17 protein-coding genes and 1 rRNA gene are annotated in these 19,771 nt (G+C 69.5%); 10 read left to right on the top strand and 8 right to left on the bottom strand.

Annotated features, from left to right (window positions below; all coding sequences use genetic code 11):
- A 5S ribosomal RNA gene (gene rrf, locus ABIC25_RS02870) occupies positions 1-91 on the top strand; the annotation flags it as partial.
- A gap of 69 nt (positions 92-160) precedes the next feature.
- On the opposite strand, the gene ABIC25_RS02865 is transcribed toward rrf, so the two are convergent.
- Positions 161-1,039 carry a universal stress protein gene (locus tag ABIC25_RS02865; protein WP_354559826.1) on the bottom strand — a complete coding sequence of 293 codons (879 nt, stop codon included), beginning with the start codon at positions 1,037-1,039 and terminating at the stop codon, positions 161-163.
- A gap of 135 nt (positions 1,040-1,174) precedes the next feature.
- On the opposite strand from ABIC25_RS02865, the gene glsA reads away from it, so the two are divergent.
- Positions 1,175-2,608 carry a glutaminase A gene (glsA, locus tag ABIC25_RS02860; protein WP_354559824.1) on the top strand — a complete coding sequence of 478 codons (1,434 nt, stop codon included), beginning with the start codon at positions 1,175-1,177 and terminating at the stop codon, positions 2,606-2,608.
- A gap of 67 nt (positions 2,609-2,675) precedes the next feature.
- A complete protein-coding gene (nucS, locus tag ABIC25_RS02855; RefSeq protein ID WP_004019507.1) occupies positions 2,676-3,359 on the top strand; it encodes an endonuclease NucS in 684 nt (227 codons plus the stop codon).
- A 41-nt stretch (positions 3,360-3,400) separates the two neighbouring features.
- Here nucS and ABIC25_RS02850 read toward each other — a convergent pair whose 3' ends face one another.
- Complete coding sequence (locus ABIC25_RS02850; RefSeq protein WP_004019510.1) at positions 3,401-4,369, bottom strand: coiled-coil domain-containing protein; 969 nt, start codon at positions 4,367-4,369, stop codon at positions 3,401-3,403.
- Between the two features lie 152 nt (positions 4,370-4,521).
- Complete coding sequence (gene mce, locus ABIC25_RS02845; RefSeq protein ID WP_239402681.1) at positions 4,522-4,992, bottom strand: methylmalonyl-CoA epimerase; 471 nt, start codon at positions 4,990-4,992, stop codon at positions 4,522-4,524.
- Between the two features lie 83 nt (positions 4,993-5,075).
- Here mce and ABIC25_RS02840 point away from each other — a divergent pair, with 83 nt between their 5' ends.
- The 4 genes from ABIC25_RS02840 (at position 5,076) to ABIC25_RS02825 (ending at position 9,019) form a co-directional block, all read left to right on the top strand.
- A complete protein-coding gene (locus ABIC25_RS02840; RefSeq protein WP_354559822.1) occupies positions 5,076-6,278 on the top strand; it encodes an acetyl-CoA C-acetyltransferase in 1,203 nt (400 codons plus the stop codon).
- Positions 6,279-6,339: 61 nt separating this feature from the next.
- Positions 6,340-6,735, top strand: a complete 396-nt coding sequence (locus tag ABIC25_RS02835; protein WP_004019513.1) for a DUF3817 domain-containing protein — start codon at positions 6,340-6,342, stop codon at positions 6,733-6,735.
- A gap of 92 nt (positions 6,736-6,827) precedes the next feature.
- The gene (locus ABIC25_RS02830) at positions 6,828-7,979 is read left to right on the top strand and encodes an MFS transporter (RefSeq protein ID WP_354559820.1); all 1,152 of its coding nucleotides are present in this window, start codon (positions 6,828-6,830) and stop codon (positions 7,977-7,979) included.
- Between the two features lie 95 nt (positions 7,980-8,074).
- Positions 8,075-9,019: a tetratricopeptide repeat protein gene (locus ABIC25_RS02825; protein WP_004019515.1), complete on the top strand. Its 945-nt coding sequence runs from the start codon at positions 8,075-8,077 to the stop codon at positions 9,017-9,019.
- Here the strand turns inward: ABIC25_RS02825 and glgB are convergent.
- From glgB to ABIC25_RS02800, 5 genes are all read right to left on the bottom strand, one after another.
- A complete protein-coding gene (gene glgB / locus ABIC25_RS02820; RefSeq protein ID WP_354559819.1) occupies positions 9,013-11,274 on the bottom strand; it encodes a 1,4-alpha-glucan branching protein GlgB in 2,262 nt (753 codons plus the stop codon). The two genes, ABIC25_RS02825 and glgB, sit on opposite strands and share 7 nt — an antisense overlap.
- Before the next feature lie 7 nt (positions 11,275-11,281).
- Complete coding sequence (locus tag ABIC25_RS02815; RefSeq protein WP_354559817.1) at positions 11,282-13,282, bottom strand: maltotransferase domain-containing protein; 2,001 nt, start codon at positions 13,280-13,282, stop codon at positions 11,282-11,284.
- A gap of 165 nt (positions 13,283-13,447) precedes the next feature.
- Complete coding sequence (locus ABIC25_RS02810; RefSeq protein WP_101822802.1) at positions 13,448-15,526, bottom strand: ATP-dependent DNA helicase; 2,079 nt, start codon at positions 15,524-15,526, stop codon at positions 13,448-13,450.
- Positions 15,527-15,664: 138 nt separating this feature from the next.
- Positions 15,665-16,276, bottom strand: a complete 612-nt coding sequence (locus ABIC25_RS02805) for an isochorismatase family protein (RefSeq protein WP_248645207.1) — start codon at positions 16,274-16,276, stop codon at positions 15,665-15,667.
- Positions 16,277-16,325: 49 nt separating this feature from the next.
- On the bottom strand, positions 16,326-17,630 hold the full coding sequence (locus ABIC25_RS02800; protein WP_354559815.1) for a nicotinate phosphoribosyltransferase: 1,305 nt from the start codon (positions 17,628-17,630) through the stop codon (positions 16,326-16,328).
- A gap of 19 nt (positions 17,631-17,649) precedes the next feature.
- Here ABIC25_RS02800 and clpS point away from each other — a divergent pair, with 19 nt between their 5' ends.
- Genes clpS through ABIC25_RS02785 form a run of 3 tightly spaced genes read left to right on the top strand, consistent with a single transcriptional unit; the run spans position 17,650 to position 19,744 of the window.
- Positions 17,650-17,973: an ATP-dependent Clp protease adapter ClpS gene (clpS, locus tag ABIC25_RS02795; RefSeq protein ID WP_033203522.1), complete on the top strand. Its 324-nt coding sequence runs from the start codon at positions 17,650-17,652 to the stop codon at positions 17,971-17,973.
- A 42-nt stretch (positions 17,974-18,015) separates the two neighbouring features.
- Positions 18,016-18,591 (top strand): oxidative stress transcriptional regulator AosR, encoded by a 576-nt coding sequence (aosR, locus tag ABIC25_RS02790; RefSeq protein ID WP_354559813.1) that lies wholly within the window; start codon positions 18,016-18,018, stop codon positions 18,589-18,591.
- A 52-nt stretch (positions 18,592-18,643) separates the two neighbouring features.
- Positions 18,644-19,744 carry a P1 family peptidase gene (locus ABIC25_RS02785; protein WP_354559812.1) on the top strand — a complete coding sequence of 367 codons (1,101 nt, stop codon included), beginning with the start codon at positions 18,644-18,646 and terminating at the stop codon, positions 19,742-19,744.
- The last annotated feature ends 27 nt before the right edge of the window (positions 19,745-19,771 follow it).

Raw genomic sequence — 19,771 nt, 5'->3', positions numbered from 1 at the left:
GCCCGGCCCCATTCCGAACCCGGAAGCTAAGCCCTCCAGCGCCAATGGTACTGCACCCTAATCAGTGTGGGAGAGTAGGACACCGCCGAACACAATTTCCCACTGTGGCCCCTCACGATTCGTGAGGGGCCACAGTGCATTTCTGGATCAGTGTCCAGGTTCAGTCGGTGCCCTTGGGTACCACGATCATCGGCACGGACACCGCCCGGAGGATCTTGGCCGCGGTTGTTCCGAGGAACAAGGTGCTGGGCGCCGCGAGCCGGCTCGACCCGACCATCACCACGTCACCGTCCTGCCAGTCCAGCGAACCGACCGCGTCTTCGATCGTCGATCCTTGGGCCACCGCGGAGCTGACCGGAAAGTCCTGTGGCAGCTGCTCTCTGGCCGCCTCGAGACTGCGTCGTGCGTGTTCCCGAGCGGAGTCGAGTGCGCGTTCCTCGGGTTCGGTGCGCCACGGTTGCACGTCGTCGACGGCCACCAGCGAGATCAAGCGGATCGGCCGTTGGGCACGGACGCCGCTGCGAAGCGCGGTCTGGAACAGCAGCTGGGTCCCGGGTCGACTGCCGATCGCAACCGAGATCTCCCGGACCTCGTCGGCGCCGAGGTGAGCGAATCCCGGTGGCGCCACCGCGACCGGGACGGGTGCCGAGTGCAGGATGTCGTTCACGACGGTCCCGAGCGTGTGTCGTCCGCGGATGCCGCCGCCTGCGCCGCCGATCACCAGCATGTCTGCCGAGGTCCGTCGGGCCTGCACGATCAGTCCCTCACCCGGATTGGCATGTTCGGCGATCGTCGTGGTGGTCTCGATGTCGTCGGGCAGTTTGGCTGCCGCCGCGTCGAGCCAGCGTCGGGCAGCGCTGTCCAGGGCGTCGGAGAGGCGTTCCACCGACACCTGTTCGGACGGGTCGGTGCTCTCCGGCTCCGGTGGGATGACGATGCAGAGTTCGAGTTCGGCGTCGAAGGTGCGCGCAAGGCAGGCACCCAGAGCGACCGCGTCGTCGCCTCCCGAGGTCGCGATGTATGCGACGAGCAACTTCATGGGTACTCCCAGCGTCGGTGTCTCGGTCCCCGGTCATCGCCAGCCTAGTCATCGGGTGGAGCCCCGGGGTGTACCCGACGCGGCGGAGATCCGTCGCGGTGTCGGGGTGGCACGGGACACGCTTAGATGGAGGACATGGAGTCCCTCGTCGACGGATATTTCAGCCACATCATGAACGAGTGCCGATCGGATCATGGGGGTGCGGTGGCTGACTACATCCCGGAACTGTCTGCGGTGGACCCGAACGGGTATGCGCTGTCCCTCTGTGTGCACGATGGACACACCTACTCGCACGGCGACACGGCCACGGCGTTCACCATCCAGTCGGTGTCGAAGCCGCTCACGTACGCGATGGCGTTGCAGAAGCACGGTGCGGTCGCAGTGGACGCGAAAATCGGCGTCGAACCGTCGGGGGAGGCGTTCAACGAGATCAGCGTCGACGACCGGCGCCGGCCGAAGAACCCGATGATCAACGCCGGCGCGATCTTCGCGGCGTCGATGCTGTTGCCGCCGATGGACGCCGTCGACGAGGCCGCGGTGGCGGCGGCGTTCGCCGACGTGCTCGAGTTCTACTCCGGGTGTGCCGGTCGACGACTGACGATGGACGAGGACGTCTATGCCTCGGAGTCGGCCACCGGATCGCGCAACCGGGCGATCGCCTACATGCTCGACAGCTTCGGGGCGCTCGAGACCAGTCCCGACGCCGCGCTCGACCTGTACTACCGGCAGTGCTCGATTCGCGTGACCACCGACGATCTCGCCGGAATCGGAGCCACCATCGCCAACGGTGGGGTGAACCCGCGTACCGGCCGTTCGGTGTTCTCCGGTGAGACGGCGCAACGCCTCCTCAGTGTCATGACCACCTGCGGCATGTACGACGGTGCGGGTGACTGGGTCACCACAGTCGGCCTGCCAGCCAAGAGCGGCGTCGGCGGCGGCATCCTCGCGGTCCTGCCGGGCCAGCTCGGCATCGGGGTGTACTCACCCCGCCTCGACGAGCACGGCAACAGCGTCCGCGGAGTCCAGGTGTGCCGTTCGTTGTCGAAGGATCTCGGACTGCACATGTTCAACGTGACCAGGGAGAGCCGGGTGACAATCCGGTCGGTCTACGACCTCTCGGACACATCCGTGGGAGCGGAGTGGAGCGAGCGGGAGCGCAGCTATCTGCGGACCTGCCGCGACACCATACGGGTATACGAACTCCAGGGTGATCTGACTTTCGCCGGAGCCGAGAGCGTGCATCGCCGTCTGGAAGCCGACATGAACCAGTACACCGTGGTGATCGTCGAGATCTCGCGGATCGGGGTGATCGACGCCGTCGCCCGCACCATGGTCCTGAGCATGAAGCGGCGGCTAGACCAGACCGGTCGACGGGCGATGCTCGTCGACCCCGACGGGGTGGTGCGAGCCAGTGTGGACCGCCACCGCAACGACACGGCGTTGCCCGATCTCGATGCGCCGCAAGAACTCCAGGGTTTCGATCCGGCGCTACCGCACGTGCACTCGACCATGGGCGACGCGATCACCGACGCCGAGACGTTCTTGCTCAAGCACTATTACGACCGGTGAGCAGCGACCCGTGGCCGACGGACAGGGGGTCACCGAAACCCTCGTCCGGATGGCCTAGGGTGGGCACGTGCGTCTCGTCATCGCGGAGTGTCAGGTCGATTACGTGGGGCGGCTGACCGCTCATCTGCCCATGGCTCGACGGTTGCTGTTGATCAAGTCGGACGGGTCGGTGAGCGTGCACGCCGACGACCGGGCCTACAAGCCGCTGAACTGGATGAGTCCGCCGTGCTGGCTCACCGAGGCGCAGGTTCCCGACGGCACGCAGGCACAGGCGTACTGGGTCGTCACCAACAAGGCCGGTGAGGAACTCCGCATCACGATCGCGTCGATCGAGCACGACTCGCAGCACGAGCTCGGGGTCGACCCCGGTCTCGTCAAGGACGGCGTGGAGGCGCATCTGCAGGAACTGCTCGCCGAGCACGTCGAGACGCTCGGTCCGGGTCACACCCTCATCCGCCGCGAGTACATGACCGCGATCGGGCCGGTCGACCTGCTGTGTCGGGACGCGTCGGGTGCCACGGTGGCGGTCGAGATCAAGCGACGCGGTGAGATCGACGGCGTCGAGCAGCTGACGCGGTACCTCGACCTGCTCAACCGCGACACCACGCTCGCCCCGGTGGCCGGGGTCTTCGCCGCGCAACAGATCAAGCCGCAGGCCCGGACGCTCGCCGAGGACCGCGGAATCCGGTGTGTGGTGCTGGATTACGACGAACTGCGCGGAGCGGAGAGTACGGAGTTCCGGCTCTTCTGAGGAGTGGCTTCGACCAGCTCGACCAGCGGACAGTCCTCCAGTCAGGCGTTGGATCGCACCTCGGGCGACCGCGCCTCGGGCGACAGTTTGCGGTTGAGGAGCTCGAGGTCGTCGGAGTCGGACAGCACGGAGTACTCGGAATCGTCCGGCTGGGCCAGCAGTTCCGGGAGCTCGGCCAGTTTGTCGCGGAGATGTCCGAGGTTCGCGGCGATGTCCTGACGGGTGCGATCGGCCGCCTGGGCGAGTTCGCGTGACCGGTCGAGCCGCTCCGTCGCGATGTCCAGTGCGGTCTGCCGGATGTGAGCCGCCTCGTCGAGAGCGCGTTCGCGCTGGTCGGCCAGTTCGGCGTCGTGGCGTTCCCGCTCGGCCCTGCGTTCGGCGGCACTGACCGCCTCCATCTCGGCGACGTCGGCCTTCGCCTTCTCCACGAGTCGACGGGCCTCGTCCTTGGCGGCCTGCATCGTCTTGCTGTGTTCGGCCTCCATCGCGGCGGAGCGCTCGGCGATGAGGCGCGCGGACTCCGACTCGTTGGCGGCCGCGGTCTCCTTGACCTGCCGGGCCCGGGCGGCGGCCTCGTCGACCAGCTTCTTCGCGGCGGTGCGGGCCTCGCCCCGGACACGCTCGGCGTCGGTCGCGGCGGAAGACCGCATGTCGGCGGCCTCCTGGCGGGCGATGGACAGCGTCTCGGCGGCCTCGGCCGAGGCCTCGGCGCGCATCTCCGACGCCTCGTCGGATGCCAGCTGCAGCATCCGGGACAGTCGCTCGCTCATGCCCTGCGCGGTGGTCGGCGGGACCGAGAGCTTGTCGACCTCGCGACGGAGCTCGGCGATCTCGTCGCGGGCGTCCTCGAGATGCGCGGCGAGTTCGTGCGCGTTGGCGGTGGCGGCGTCGCGATCCGCGGCGAGGACGCGCAGATCGGCGTCGAGCCGCTGGAGGTGGTCGGCGACCTGCTCACGGTCATAACCGCGCATCACGATCGCGAAGGGCAATTGCCGTGCGGGACCTGGCATGGCGGCCAGTGTATCGGAGAGCGCGCGGGATCTCCCCGGCCTCGGCGACGCCGCACGCGGACGTGCCGAGCGGGTCGGGCCGCCGGCGGGCCCGACCGGCTCGGCACGGTGAGTCGGTCAGTGACGCAACGGTTTTCGACCGTTGCGGGATATCAGTGCGCGGTGGCGGCGGGCTCCACGAGTTCGAGCAGGACGCCACCGGCGTCCTTGGGGTGGACGAAGTTGATCCGCGAGTCGGCGGTGCCTCGCTTGGCTGCCGGGTAGAGGACCCGGACGCCGGCTTCGGTGAGTCGCGCCGTCACCGCGTCGACGTCGGTGACGCGCACGGCGAGCTGCTGCAGACCCGGGCCGTTCCGGTCGATGAACTTGGCGATCGTCGAGGACTCGTCGAGCGGCGCGAGCAACTGGATCACCGCGCCGGTGCCGCCGGCCGGCCCGACCATGGCCTCTTCGACACCCTGTTCGGCATTCGTCTCCTGGTGCAGCGTCTCGAACCCGAGGTGGGTGGCGTACCACTCCTTCGCGGCGTCGAGATCGGGGACGGCGATGCCGACGTGATCGATGGCGATGATCAGGTCGGAGATCAGTGCGGTGGTGCTGGGGTCCGTTGCAGAGGAAGACATGGGACAACGGTAGCGTTGAGGTGTTGAGCGCACAGAGCGGGCGCTCGGTTGGCCCCCTTTTCGACACCCCCGGAGGTTCCTTCATGACTTCGACTGCCGACACGACAACGGTCATCGTCGCCGGTGCACGCACACCCTTCGGCCGCCTGCTGGGCTCGCTGAAGGACTTCAGCGGAGTGGACCTCGGCGCAGTCGCCATCAAGGGCGCGCTGGAGCGGTCCGGCGTACCCGCCTCGGAGGTCCAGTACGTGATCATGGGCCAGGTGCTGACCGCGGGGGCCGGTCAGATGCCTGCTCGCCAGGCGGCGATCAAGGCGGGCATCGGCTGGGACGTCCCGACCCTGACCATCAACAAGATGTGCCTGTCGGGCGTCGACGCGATCGCGCTGGCCGATCAGCTCATCCGGGCCGGGGAGTTCGACGTCGTCGTCGCCGGTGGCCAGGAGTCGATGACGCAGGCACCGCACCTCCTGCCCAACAGCCGCGGCGGCTTCAAGTACGGCAACACCGAACTCGTCGACCACATGGCCTTCGACGGACTGTTCGACGCCTTCACCGATCAGCCGATGGGGGCGCTGACCGAGCAGGGCAACGACGCCGACGGCTTCACCCGTGAGCAGCAGGACGAGTTCGCCGCGCGCAGCCACCGGCTCGCCGCCGCCGCATGGAAGAACGGTGTCTTCGACGACGAGGTCGTCCCGGTGTCCATCCCGCAGCGCAAGGGCGACCCGATCGAGTTCGCCGAGGACGAGGGCATCCGGGCCAACACGACCACCGAGTCGCTGTCCGGCCTGCAGCCGGCCTTCCGCAAGGACGGCACCATCACCGCGGGCAACTCGTCGCAGATCTCGGACGGCGCGGCCGCCGTGGTCGTGATGAGCAAGGCCAAGGCCGAGGAGCTCGGTGTCACGTGGCTGGCCGAGATCGGCGCCCACGGGGTCGTCGCCGGACCGGACTCGAGCCTGCAGGCGCAGCCGGCCAACGCCATCGTCAAGGCCTGTGACCGCGAGGGCATCGCGCCGGCGGACCTCGACCTCATCGAGATCAACGAGGCGTTCGCGGCCGTCGGACTCTCCTCGACCAAGCAACTCGGCATCGACCCCGAGATCGTCAACGTCAACGGCGGCGCGATCGCGGTCGGGCACCCGATCGGCACCTCCGGCGCGCGGATCGCGCTGCATGTGGCGCTCGAGCTGAAGCGACGCGGCGGTGGTGTCGGGGCGGCTGCGCTGTGCGGAGCCGGCGGCCAGGGCGACGCCCTGATCATCCGGGTTCCGAAGGCGTGAGGAACGAGACGTCTACGACACCTTGTAGTAGTTTTCTGTCCGATTCGGCACAATGAGGGCCATGCTGTCATTCTTCGACCTGACCACACCCGCCAAGCGCTTCCGGTTCGTCGCCGTCGCCGAGGCGATCACCTGGGCGATACTGCTGGTCGCCATGGTCGTCAAGCGGGTGAACGACGACGACGAGGCGATTGCCAAGCCGGGAATGATCCACGGGATCGTCTTCGTGCTCTTCGTGGTCGTCGCCCTCGTCACGGCTGTGCAGCTCAAGTGGAACTCCGTGAAGTGGGAGCTGCCGGTGGGCTCGCGCCGGATCGGGATCCCGATCGTGACCCTGCTCGCGCTGGTGTCGAGCCTGCCGCCGTTCGGCACGATCGTGTTCGAGTGGTGGGCGCGCCGTAACGGCCATCTCGCCGAGCTGTCCACCGATCGCGCACCGAGGCAGGCCACAGCCTGACCGCCCCGACCGCACCTTCGATCGCCCCGACGCTACGCCGGTCACGCCGCAGCGTCGGGGCGATCTTTGCGCTCAACGGGTTCCTCGCGGCGATGTGGGTGGCGCACATCCCGGTCATCAGCGAGCGCACCGGGGTCGGCCACGATCAACTCGGCGGCCTGCTCCTGCTGCTCGGCGCCTCGGCGTTCGTGGGCATGCAGGTCTGCGGCCGCCTGATCGACCGTCGGGGTTCCCGCCCGGTGACCATCGGGGCCGCCGTGTTGCTGTCGGCGGTGATCATCGCGCCGGTGCTCGCCGTCGACGCACTGACCCTCGCCGCCGCACTCGTCGCCTTCGGCTTCGCCAACGGTTGTCTCGATGTGTCGATGAACGCGCAGGCAGTTGTGGTGGAACGGGCCTACCGCCGTCCGATCATGTCGTCGTTCCACGGCTTCTTCTCCGCGGGCAGCCTGGTGGGATCCGGAGTGGTCGCCGCGACGCTGTGGGCCGACGTCGGAGTCATCCTCACGGTGGCCTGCGCCGCGGTGGCCGGTGTCGGCGTCGTCGCGTGGAACGCCCGTGGACTGGCCGGCCGCGAGGTCGGCTCCGACGAGACGGGCGCACGAGGCGGTCGGACCTCGGACACCGAGTCCGCGAAGTGGTGGCACACCGTGGACCGGCGGCGCCTCGTGCTCCTGGCGGTGGTCGCCTTCGCGCTGATGCTGGCCGAGGGCACCGCCTACGACTGGAGTGCACTGCACGTGGTGGAGACCTTCGGCTCCGCCGAGGCGGTCGGCGCCATCGCGTTCGGCGCATTCAGCGCGACGATGACCGTGACGCGGTTCGTGATCGACCCGGTGGTCGCGTCGGTGGGCCCGGTGGCCGTCGTTCGCTACGGCGGTCTGCTCGGCACCGCCGGCATCGTGATCGCGGTGCTCTCGCCCGTACCCGCGCTCGCGATCGTCGGGTGGGGCGTGTTCGGGCTCGGCCTGGCGGGCCTGATCCCGCAGATCTTCACCGCGGCGGGCAATCTGTCGGGTGAGTCGAGCGGTCGGACGATCTCCGCGGTCGTCGGATGCGGATACCTCGGCATGCTCGCCGGCCCCGCGGTCGTCGGCTTCATCAGCAGCCGGACCTCGCTGAACACCGGACTGCTCGCCGCGGTGGTGGCACTCGCACTCGCCGTCGCACTCGCGCCCGTCGTTCGTCCCGACGGTGCCCGCGCGGCAACCCCGGACGGGGCCGGTTCACGCGACGCCGACTGATTCCGCGTCGCGGGTCGTGACACACTGGAGGGGTGACGCGACCAACCAATCGTCAGCAGGCCGCCGCCGCGGCCCGACAGCAGGCGGCAGCAGCCATGGCCATGTCCGGCGCGGTGGATCTCGGCGGCCTCAAGGAGCGCGCCGAAGCCGAACGCGCGCAGGCACAACGGGCACAGTCCCAGGCGGCCCAGCCCGGTCAGGCGCCTGCCCCGGGCGGACAACCGGCGGCCGCCGGCGCGGGACCCGCGTCGGCAGCGGTCCTCGACGTCACCGAGGAGACGTTCGAGGCAGAGGTCCTCAACCGGTCGATGCAGCAACTCGTCGTCATCGACCTGTGGGCGGAGTGGTGCGGTCCGTGTAAGCAGCTCTCGCCGGTCCTGGAGCGTCTGGCCGCCGAATCGGGCGGGCGCTGGATGCTGGCGAAGGTCGACGTCGATGCGAATCCGCGTATCGCACAGGCGTTCCGGGTGCAGTCGATCCCCATGGTCGTCGCGATCGTGCAGGGTCAGCCGGTGACCGCCTTCAACGGTGTCCGCTCCGAGGCCGAGATCACCCAGTGGATCGACGACATCTTCGCCCAGGTCGGCGACGTCCTGCCCGGTGTGCCGGACGGGCCCGCTCCCGAACCGGAACCCGAGGACCCGAGGTTGGTCGCGGCCGAGGCGAAGCTGAACGACGGTGACTTCGACGGTGCCCTCGCAGACTATCGGGCCATCGCCGAGGCGGAGCCGGAGAACCTCGAAGCGGCATCTGCCGCACGCAATCTCGAGTTCATCCTGCGTGCGCAGGCGCACGATCCCGCGATCGTGGAGACGGCGTCCCCGCGTGACGTCGACGCGCAACTCGCGGCCGCGGATGTCCTGCTGCTGTCGCAGCAACCCGAGGCCGCGTTCGACCGCATCATCGACGTGGTCCGGGTGACCGCGGGCGAGGAGCGCACCCGTGCGCGCACGCGACTGCTCGAGCTGTTCGAACTCTTCGATCCCGCCGAACAGTTCGTCGTGAGCGCCCGTCGCAAGCTCGCCAGCGCGCTCTACTGACGGGGTGAGGCCACGGCGGGCCGGCTCCGCCGCGGCACCAGCCAGATCGCCGAGTTGGCGGGCAGCATGACCCGCGCCGACACGGGACGCCCGTGATATGACGGACCGTCCGCCGTGACCGACCCCATGTTGCCGCGTCCGGCGCCGCTGTAGGCGTCGGCGTCGGTGTTGAGGATCTCGTCCCAGACGCCCGCCGACGGCAGCCCGACCTGATAGTCGGAGCGATCGGAACCGCTGAGGTTGAACAGGCAGGCGACGACCGAGCCGTCGGTGCCGTATCGCAGGAAGCTGATCACGTTGTTCGCGGTGTCGTTGGCGTCGATCCACTCGTAGCCGAGTGGGTCGGTGTCCTGCGAGTACAGCGCGGGTCGCAAGCGGTAGATCCGGTTCAGGTCGGTGACGAGAGCCGAGATGCCGGAATGCAGTTCGCCCTCCCAGCCCTCCAGCTGATGCCAGTCCAGACTGCGGTTGTCGGCCCACTCGCCGGTCTGCCCGAACTCTTGTCCCATGAACAGCAACTGCTTACCCGGGTGCGACCACATGTAGGCGAGGTACACCCGCACACCCGCGGCCTTGGCGAACGAGTCGCCCGGCATCCGCGTCCACAGCGTGCCCTTGCCGTGCACGACCTCGTCGTGGGAGAGGGGCAGCACGAAGTTCTCGCTCCACGCGTACACCAGCGAGAAGGTGATCTCGTGGTGGTGGAAGCTCCGGTGGATCTGGTCGCGCGACAGATAGTCGAGGGTGTCGTGCATCCAGCCCATGTTCCATTTGAAGCTGAAACCCAACCCGCCGAGATCGGTCATGCGGGTCACGCCCGGCCAGGCGGTCGACTCCTCGGCGACCGTGATCACGCCCGGAAAGTGTTTGTGGACGGTCGCATTCGTCTCCTGGAGGAACTGCACGGCCTCCAGGTTCTCGCGGCCGCCGTGGACGTTGGGGCGCCACTGCCCGGCCGGGCGCGAGTAGTCCAGGTACAGCATCGAGGCGACGGCGTCGACGCGCAGACCGTCGATGTGGAATTCGCTGAACCAGAACAGGGCGTTCGCGACGAGGAAGTTGCGGACCTCGTGGCGACCGAAGTCGAAGACGTAGGTGCCCCAGTCGAGCTGCTCACCGCGCATCGGATCGGCGTGCTCGTAGAGCGGGGTGCCGTCGAAACGGGCCAGCGCCCAGTCGTCCTTGGGGAAGTGGGCCGGCACCCAGTCGACGATGACGGCGATGTCGCGGGAGTGGAGATGGTCGACCAGGTAGCGGAAGTCGTTGGGCGTCCCGAAGCGGGCCGTCGGCGCGTAGTAGGACGTGACCTGATAGCCCCACGAGCCGCCGAACGGATGCTCGGCGACGGGTAGGAACTCGACGTGGGTGAAGCCCTTCTCGACCGCGTACTCGGCCAGTTCGTGGGCGAGTTCGCGGTACCCGAGGCCCTGACGCCACGACGCGAGGTGGACCTCGTAGACGCTCATCGGCTCACGTTCGGGTGCCGACCGCTCCCGGCGAGCGATCCAGGCGTCGTCGGACCACACGTGTTCGGACACGGTGACCCGCGACGCGGTCGCCGGCGGGGTACTGGTGCGGAAGGCCATGGGATCGGCCTTGTCGCGGATGACGCCGTCGGCTCCGTGGACGCGGAACTTGTAGTGGGTGCCGTCGCCGACGTCGGGGACGAAGACCTCCCACACGCCGCTGACCCCGACCTTGCGCATGGGCGCGACCCGTCCGGTCCAGGCGTCGAAGTCGCCGATCACGGTGACGCCGTGGGCATTCGGTGCCCACACGGAGAAGGCGGTGCCGTTCACCTCGCCGTCGGTGGTCGTGTACGACGTCACGCGCGCACCGAGGGCGTTCCACAGTGACTCGTGACGGCCCTCGCTGAACAGGTGGATGTCGATCTCGCCGAGGCTCGGCAGGAAGCGGTAGCCGTCGGCGACGACGAATTCCGCGGTGCCGCCGGCGGAATCGGGATAGACGACGCGGTACCGATAGTCCATCAGGTCGGCCATCGGTACGGTGACCACCCAGAGGTCGTCGGTCTGGCGGGTCATCGGGTGATCGACCCCGCCGATGACCGCGGACACCGAGAGCGCGTCCGGGCGCAACGTACGCAGGATGGTGGTGCCGCCGGGGGCGTCGTGGGCACCGAGGAACGCGTGCGGGTCGGGATGGGTCTGCGCGGCCAGCCGACGGAGGTCGTGGTCGGTGGCAGCGGGGTCCGGCAGGTCCGGCAGGCCCGGCGGATCAGGGCGATCGGTCACGAATACCTCACTGGATCCGAAGGGCGAGTTGCTGTGCGACGGCGGGGTCGAGGGGCGGCAGGGCGAGGATGTGCGCCACCGCGCGCCAGGGCTCGAGGCGGACGTAGTTGTCCTGGCCCCACCAGTACTCCTCGCCCGAGACCTCGTCCCGGACGGAGAAGTGGTCGTACCACTCGAAACCGAGCTTCGGCAGATCGAGCCAGACCGTGGAGTCCTCCGCGCCGAACGGATTCAGGTTGATGATCACGACCACGCGGTCGCCCGAGACGGGATCGATCTTCGAGTAGGCGATGAGCGATGGGTTGTCGACGTGGTGGAAGTGGATGTTGCGAAGTTGCTGCAGCGCCGGGTGGCGGCGGCGGATCTCGTTGAGCGAGGTGATCCACGGCTCGAGTGACTCGCCACGACTCGCCGCGGCCTTGTAGTCGCGGGGCCGCAGCTCGTACTTCTCCGAGTTCAGGTATTCCTCGCTGCCCTCGGTGACGGCGACGTGCTCGTAGAGTTCGTACCCGCTGTAGACGCCCCACGTCGGGGCGAGGGTGGCGGCGAGGGCAGCGCGTAGGGCGAACATGCCCGGTCCGCCGTGCTGCAGGCTCGCGTGGAGGATGTCGGGGGTGTTCACGAACAGATTGGGACGGGCCTCGTCGGCGTGGTCGGCGATCTCCCGGCCGAACTGTTCGAGCTCCCACTTCAGCGTCTTCCAGGTGAAGTAGGTGTAGCTCTGGGTGAAGCCGAGTCGTGCGAGGCCGTAGAGCCGGGCCGGCCGGGTGAACGACTCGGACAGGAACAGCACGTCCGGGTGCCGCTTCTTGACCTCGCTGATCAGCCATTCCCAGAAGTTCGGCGGTTTGGTGTGGGGATTGTCGACGCGGAAGATGTCGACGCCGAGCCCGACCCAGTGCAGGACGACCTTCAGCACCGCGCGGTAGATGCCGTTGCGGTCGTTGTCGAAGTTCAGCGGGTAGATGTCCTGGTACTTCTTCGGCGGGTTCTCCGCGAACGCGATGGTGCCGTCGGGCTGGGTGGTGAACCACTCGGGGTGTTCGATCGCCCACGGATGGTCCGGCGCGCACTGCAGTGCCAGATCGAGCGCGACCTCCAATCCGAGTTCCCGAGCCCGGCCGACGAAATACTCGAAGTCCTCCTCGCTGCCGAGGAGGGGATGGATCGCGTCGTGACCGCCGTCCGCCGACCCGATGGCCCACGGCGAACCGACGTCGTCGGGTCCCGCGACGAGCGTGTTGTTGGGACCCTTGCGGTTGACCTCGCCGATGGGGTGGATCGGCGGCAGGTAGACGACGTCGAATCCCATGTCGGCCACGCGCGGCAGGTCCTGGGCGGCGGTGAGGAACGTGCCGTGGACGGGATTGCCCTCGCCGTCCCAGCCGCCGGTGGAGCGGGGGAACAGCTCGTACCACGAGCCGAACAGCGCCCGGGTGCGGTCGACCCACACCCGGTAGGTGCGGCTCTTGGTGACGAGTTCGCGAACGGGGTGCGCGGAGAGCAACTCGACCACCTCGTCGGAGATGGCCAGACCCACCCGGTTCTCGACGCGGCGCCGGCGCGCCCGGAGCTGACGAGCGGCGTCGAGCAGCAACTCGCGGTCCTCGCCGGAGACGAACCCGGCGGCTGTGTCGAGCACCCGCGCCCCGGTCTCGATGTCGTTGGCGAGGTCGGCCGCGCCCTGTCCGGCGTCGAGTTTCTTGATGACGGCCGACCGCCACGTGGCGTAGGGGTCGCTCCAGGCCTCGATGCGGTAGGACCAGAACCCGACGGCGTCGGGCACGAAGGCCGCGTTGAAGGTGTCCGGTTCCGGGGCCGGGACCATCCGGATGTCGAATGCCTCGCGGCGGGGCGCCTCGACGTGCAGTGTGACACCCAGGGCGTCGTGCCCCTCGCGCCAGGCCGTGGTGCTGACCGGGAAGTATTCTCCCACAACGGCTTTGGCTGGCTGCTGGCCCGCCGACACCAGGGGTGCGATGTCGTCGATACCCATGCGCCCGATCACGTGGAGCCTCCTGTCGTCAGCTCCCGTGACTGGCCGGGGTGCGCTGTCGGTCTCGCCTTCGTTGGTATCACCGGTACCCAACCTAGTGCCCCGCGGACGGGATTGTCTTGTCCTGGACCGCGCGGCCGTGTCGGCCCCGTCGGGTGCTCTCCGGGTCGGTCGAGGTCAGCCCACCGAACGAGCGGGATCGGTCAGCCGGGCGAGTGCCGACCGGACCACCGCGGGATCGGTGGTGCGCCACATCGGTGGCAACGACGCGAGCAGATAGCCGCCGTAACCGGCCGTCGCCAGCCGGGAGTCGAGGACCGCCACGACACCGCGGTCGTCGACCGAACGCAGCAACCGGCCGGCGCCCTGGGCGAGGAGCAGGGCGGCGTGGTTGGCCGCCACCGACAGGAACCCGTTGCCGCCGCGGGCGTCGACCGCGCGCTGTCGAGCGGTCAGCAACGGGTCGTCGGGACGCGGGAAGGGGATGCGGTCGATCAGGACCAGGCTCAGCGACGGGCCGGGTACGTCGACCCCCTGCCACAGGGACAGCGTGCCGAACAGGCAGGTCGCGGGATCGTCGGCGAACCGCCGGACCAGGGTCGAGGTGGTGTCGTCGCCCTGACACAGCACGGGATGATCGGTGCGGTCGCGGATCGCGTCGGCGGCTTCGCGGGCCGCGCGCATGGAGGAGAAGAGGCCCAGCGTGCGACCGCCGGCGGAGTTCACGAGTTCGGCGATCTCGTCCATCGTCCGCGACGCGATGCCCGAGCGGTCGGGCCGGGGGAGGTGGCGCGCGACGTAGAGGATCGCCGACCGCGGATAGTCGAAGGGCGAGCCGGCGTCGAGACCGGTCCAGCGGGCCGAACCCGAATCCGAGGGGACCGCCTTCCCGCTCGCGGTGACGTCGGAGACGTTCGTCTCGTCCGTCACCGGACGGTCGGTCCCGCGCCCGGACGCCGGGAGTCCCCAGGTCGCGGCGAGGGCGTCGAAGGAGCCGCCGATGGTGAGAGTCGCCGACGTGAGGATGACCGTGGCGTCGGCGAACAGCGAGGCCCGCAGGAGGCCGCCGACCGACAGTGGCGCGATGTGCAGGATCGGCCGGGGTTCGGCGCCGCGGCGCGAGGTGTCCAGCGACGCCCACACGACGTCGCGTCGTTTGGCCTCGTCGGGTTCGTCGAACGCACCCAGGATCCGCACGACGGTGTCGTGCATGTCCTCCAGTGAGGTCAGCGCGGCCGATCGGGCGGCCGCCGCACCGTCGTCGGCGCCGGCCATCCGGACGGGACCGATGGCGGTACGGGCCTGCCACAGTCGGTCGCGGAGCATGACCAGCACCGCGGTGGCGTCGGCCGGCAGGCCGGTCCACTGGCGCATCGGTGCGGAGTCGAGCAGCTCACCCAGCTGCTCACCGGCGCCGAGCAGGGCATCGGCGGTCTCCTCGTCGACGAGCTTCCCGCACCGGCGGGCGACGAGCGCCACCGAGGCGGCCGACAGCTCGTCGGTGGCCACCGAGGTCATCCGGTCGACGAGTTCGTGGGCCTCGTCGATGATGACGACGTCGTGCTCGGGCAGGACGTTCGCCGGGCTCGTCGCGTTGATGGCCAGCAGGGCGTGGTTGGTGACCACGACGTCGACCTTGCCGGACCGGCGGCGCGACTGCTCGGCGAAGCAGTCCTCGCCGTAGGAACAGTTGGCCGCGCCGAGACACTCGCGTGCGGTGACGCTGACCTGCCGCCACGACCGGTCGGACACGCCGGGGACCAGGTCGTCGCGGTCACCGGTCTCGGTGTCGCTGCTCCACTCTCGCAGGCGCGTCACCTCCCGGCCGGTCCGCGACAACTCGAACGGGTCGAACAGCTCGGTGTCCGGTTCCTCCGCGGTTCCGGAATGGATCTTGTTCAGGCACAGATAGTTTCCGCGACCTTTGAGGATCGCGAAGGTGGGCTCGCGGCCGATCGGCTTCTTCAGCGCCTTGGCCAGGCGAGGGAGATCGCGCTCGATGAGCTGACGCTGCAACGCGATCGTCGCGGTGGACACCACGACGGTGCGGCCGCTCTCGACGGCGTGGCGGATGGCCGGCACGAGGTAGGCCAGCGACTTGCCGGTGCCGGTGCCGGCCTGGACGGCCAGGTGCTCACCGGTGTCGATGGCGTGCGCGACCGCCGAGGCCATCGCGACCTGGCCGTCGCGGCGACGGCCGCCGAGTGCGGTGACCGCAGCGTCGAGCAGGTCGGTCACCGGGGGTGTGTTGGGCATGAGGTGGGTTCCGGTTGTCCTTGCTGTGGTCGCGGTGAGCTCGCGTACGGGTAAGGGCGTGTTGTCTCAGACGTGTCGCGGCGCCGGTCGGTTCCCTCGATCGACGCCAGGATCGAGAATCGCGAGGTCGGCGGCCGGCTATCCGGTCCGGCTCGACCCGTCGTAGAGCAGGTCGCCCACGAGTTCCACGCCCGCCTCCCGCAACGCCGACAGCGCCGTCGAGGTCGTCTCCGGCGCGACGCCGGCGGTGAAGTTGAGCAGCACCCGGGTGCGGAACCCGGCCTCGACCGCGTCGAGGGCGGTCGCCCGCACGCAGTGGTCGGTGGCGATGCCGACGACGTCGACCGACTTCACCTTCCGCTCGCGCAGCCATGCGGCGAGGGTCGAGCCGTCCTCCGCCGCACCCTCGAACCCGGAGTACGCGGCGCTGTACTCGCCCTTGGAGAAGACCTCGTGCGTGGCGCCGGCGTCGAACTCGCGATGGAACGCCACTCCGTCGGTGCCGACGCGGCAGTGGGGCGGCCAGGTGTCGACGAAGTCGGGTTCGTCGGAGAAATGCGCACCGGGGTCGATGTGGTAGTCGCGGGTCGCGACGACGGTCCGATACTCGTCGAGGATCGACGTGACCGCCCGCGCCACCGCGGCGCCGCCGTTGACCCCGAGGGCTCCGCCCTCGCAGAAGTCGTTCTGCACGTCGACGACGATCAGCGCGTCGGCGGGACGGGTGCCGTCGCTGCGTTCGGCGCTCATCCATGTCTCCTGTCGTCGGGGGTCATCGGGTCCGGGCGTGTGGGGCGGTTCAGCCGAGTTCGTAGCGGGTCGGCACCGCGGGATCTCCATGGGACAGGCCCAGACCCTCCCACGGCAAACTGACCAGGCCGGCCGCCAGATGGGCGCGGGCATCGGCGAGTGTCGGCAGCGCCTCGACGGGCGTGCCGCCGCGGACGAGCGGGATCTGCAGGTCCCGGAAGCCGAGCCCGTTCGGCGCGGGGCGGGTGCCGTCGGCGCGATAGACGATCTCCTCGACGATCGTGCCGCTCGATCGTGCCGCACGCACGGCCGATTTGGCCCCACCGCGTGACTCCTTGTGGCTCGCCCGTTTGGCCACCGGCAGACCGTCGACCTCGACGAGCTTGTAGACCATCCCCGCCGTCGGAGCCCCGCTACCGGTGACCAGCGAGGTCCCGACACCGTAGGTGTCGACGGGCTCGGCGCGGAGCGAGGCGATCGCGTACTCGTCCAGATCGCCGGAGACCACGATCTTGGTCTCCGTCGCACCGAGGTCGTCGAGCTGTGCGCGTACCTGTCGGGCGAGCACACCGAGGTCGCCGGAGTCGATGCGCACGGCACCGAGCCCGGGCCCGGCCACCTCGATGGCGTTGCGCACGCCCTGGGTGATGTCGTAGGTGTCGACCAGCAGTGTGGTGCCGACGCCGAGGGCCTCGATCTGTGCGGCGAACGCGGCCTTCTCATCCGGGCCGTCGGGTCCGGTGAAGCCGAGGGTGAACGCGTGGGCGGCGGTGCCGGCGCTGGGCACGCCGAAACGGCGCGCCGCCTCCAGATTCGAGGTGGCGGCGACGCCCGCGATGTAGGCGGCACGCGCGCTGGCGACGGCCGCGCGCTCATGGGTGCGCCGCGATCCCATCTCGATGATCGGCCGCGACCCGGCGGCGCTGACCATGCGCGCCGCGGCCGAGGCGATCGCACTGTCGTGGTTGAGGATCGACAGGATCAGGGTCTCGAGCAGGACCGCCTCGGCAAACGTCGCGCGGACGGTGAGGATCGGCGACCCGGGGAAGTAGAGCTCGCCCTCGCGGTAGCCGTCGATGTCACCGGAGAACCGATAGTCCCGCAGCCAGGCCACCGTGTCGGGTTCGAGGAATCGTTCGACGACGGCGATCTCCTCGTCGCCGAACCGGAACGCCGCGAGCTCGTCGAGGACGCGGCCGGTCCCGGCCACGACGCCGTAGCGCCGACCGTCCGGGAGGCGGCGCGCGAAGACCTCGAATACGCACTGGCGGTGCGCAACCGGGTGGCGAAGCGCTGCCGCGACCATCGTCAGTTCGTACTGATCGGTCAGCAGCGCGGTGTTGTCGATGCTCACAATCGCTTACCCTGTCCCTATGGCGCCTGACGAAACTCGTGCGCACGAGGCTACCCCCGGCGGTACGGCGGTTGCCGAACCAGAGGTCGCCGACGGCGCGGCGGGACTCGACAAGCCCTGGATGACGATCGTGTGGGACGACCCGGTCAACCTGATGCGGTACGTCACCTTCGTCTTCCAGAAGATCTTCGGCTACTCCGAGTCCCGGGCCAATGAACTGATGATGCAGGTCCACACCGAGGGCCGGGCCGTGGTGTCCTCCGGCGACCGCGACAAGGTCGAGGCCGACGTCGCGAAGCTGCACGCCGCCGGTCTGTGGGCCACGATGCAGCGGGATTCGTGACCGGCCGGTCCGCTTCGCGCACACTCCGGGCACACTGAACGCGTGCGCACCTGGAAACGCAAAGGGCGCGGCGACACGATGCGGATCGCATCGCAGCTCGACGCGCACGAAGCAGAACTGCTCGCATCCATGGTCACCTCGATGTGCGAACTACTCACCGAGCGGGCCGATTCCGCGCCCCACGACGACCTGGCGACGCTCACCGGCATCAGTGTCGGTCACTCGGAGGCACCCGACGACGTCACCCTCGGGCGCCTCCTACCGGACTTCCATCGCCCCGACCAGGACGACGAGCTCTCCGCCGAGGTCGTCAACGGAAAACTGAACTCGGCGCTGCGCAGCGTGCACGAGCCGCAGATCATCGACGCCAAGCTCGGTGCGGCCCGGGTGCTGCTCGACACGCTCCCGGCGGGTGGCGGGGACCTCGTCCTCACGCCCGAGGAGGCCGCGGCCTGGCTCACCGCGCTCAACGACGTCCGGCTCGCGCTCGGCGCGATGCTCGGCATCTCCGAGGACACCCCCGAGCAGCTGCCGCCGGATCACCCGCACGCCGCGCATCTCGACGTCTACCACTGGCTCACGGTGATGCAGGATCTGCTCGTCGAAGCGCTGATGTGAGCCGACGTCCAGGGAGTTCGAGGTCTGTGTCCGCATCGACGTCAGGAGTTCTGTGAGCACACACGGTCGACCGGCCCGCGCCGGCAACCGCATCACCGCCATCGCAGGCATCTCCGTGGGGCATGCGCATCGCATCGACGACGATGCGCGGGTGGCCGGATCCCCAGCGGCGCCCGACGGCCACGGATGGGCCACCGGCACCACGGTCGTGCGCGTGTCGGCACCGGGCGCGATCGCCGCGGTGGACGTCCGCGGCGGCGGTCCCGGTACGCGCGAGACCGACCTGCTCGACCCGTCGAACACGGTGCAGACCGCGCACGCGATCGTGCTCGGCGGGGGGAGCGCCTACGGGCTGGCCGCCGCCGACGGCGTCATGCGCGCGCTCGAGGCCGACGGTGTGGGCCTACCGCTCGACGATCGGGGCCATGTGGTGCCCATCGTCCCCGCCGCGGTGATCTTCGACCTGCCGGTGGGTGCGTGGGATCACAGGCCCGACGCGGACTTCGGAGCGGAGGCGGTTCGGTCGGCGCACACCGAGTTCGCCGTCGGATGCGTCGGCGCAGGTGTCGGTGCCCGGGCCGGCGCGCTCAAGGGCGGGGTCGGGACGGCATCGGTGACGATCGACGCCGGCCCCGCGGCCGGGATCACCGTCGGTGCACTGATGGTCGCCAATCCGGTCGGTGCGGTCATCGACCCGCAGACCGGGTTGCCGTGGGATCTGGGCGAGGCCGAACTCGCCGATCTCGGATTGTCCCGTCCGTCGGCCACCGACCTCGACCGGCTCGCCGACCTCGCCGCGAAACAGACCGTGCTCAACACGACGATCGGTGTCGTGGCGACCGACGCCGTCCTCGACGCCCCGATGACCAAGCGGTTGGCGATGGCCGGGCACGACGGTCTCGGGCGCGCGATCCGGCCGGCGCACTCGCCGCTGGACGGGGACACGGTCTTCGGCATCGCGACCGGCGCGGTCCGGCCGGCGACGCCCGTGCCGGCGCCCGCGGGCATGCACGCCGACGTCGCGGTGGTCGCCGAGGTGTGCCGGGTCGCGGCCGACGTCGTCCAGCGGGCGATCGTCGACGCGGTCCTCGCGGCGGAACCGGTCGCATCGATCCCCACCTACGCGCAGGCGGCGCCGTCGGCGTTCCGATGACCGCTCCGCGGGCCGGGCTCCGACGCC

It is taken from the genome of Gordonia sp. PvP123, assembly GCF_040547295.1.
In the GTDB taxonomy this organism is placed as follows: Bacteria; Actinomycetota; Actinomycetes; order Mycobacteriales; family Mycobacteriaceae; genus Gordonia; species Gordonia terrae.
Note: the sequence above shows the minus strand (reverse complement) of the source record. Positions and strands in the feature narration are given on the sequence as shown.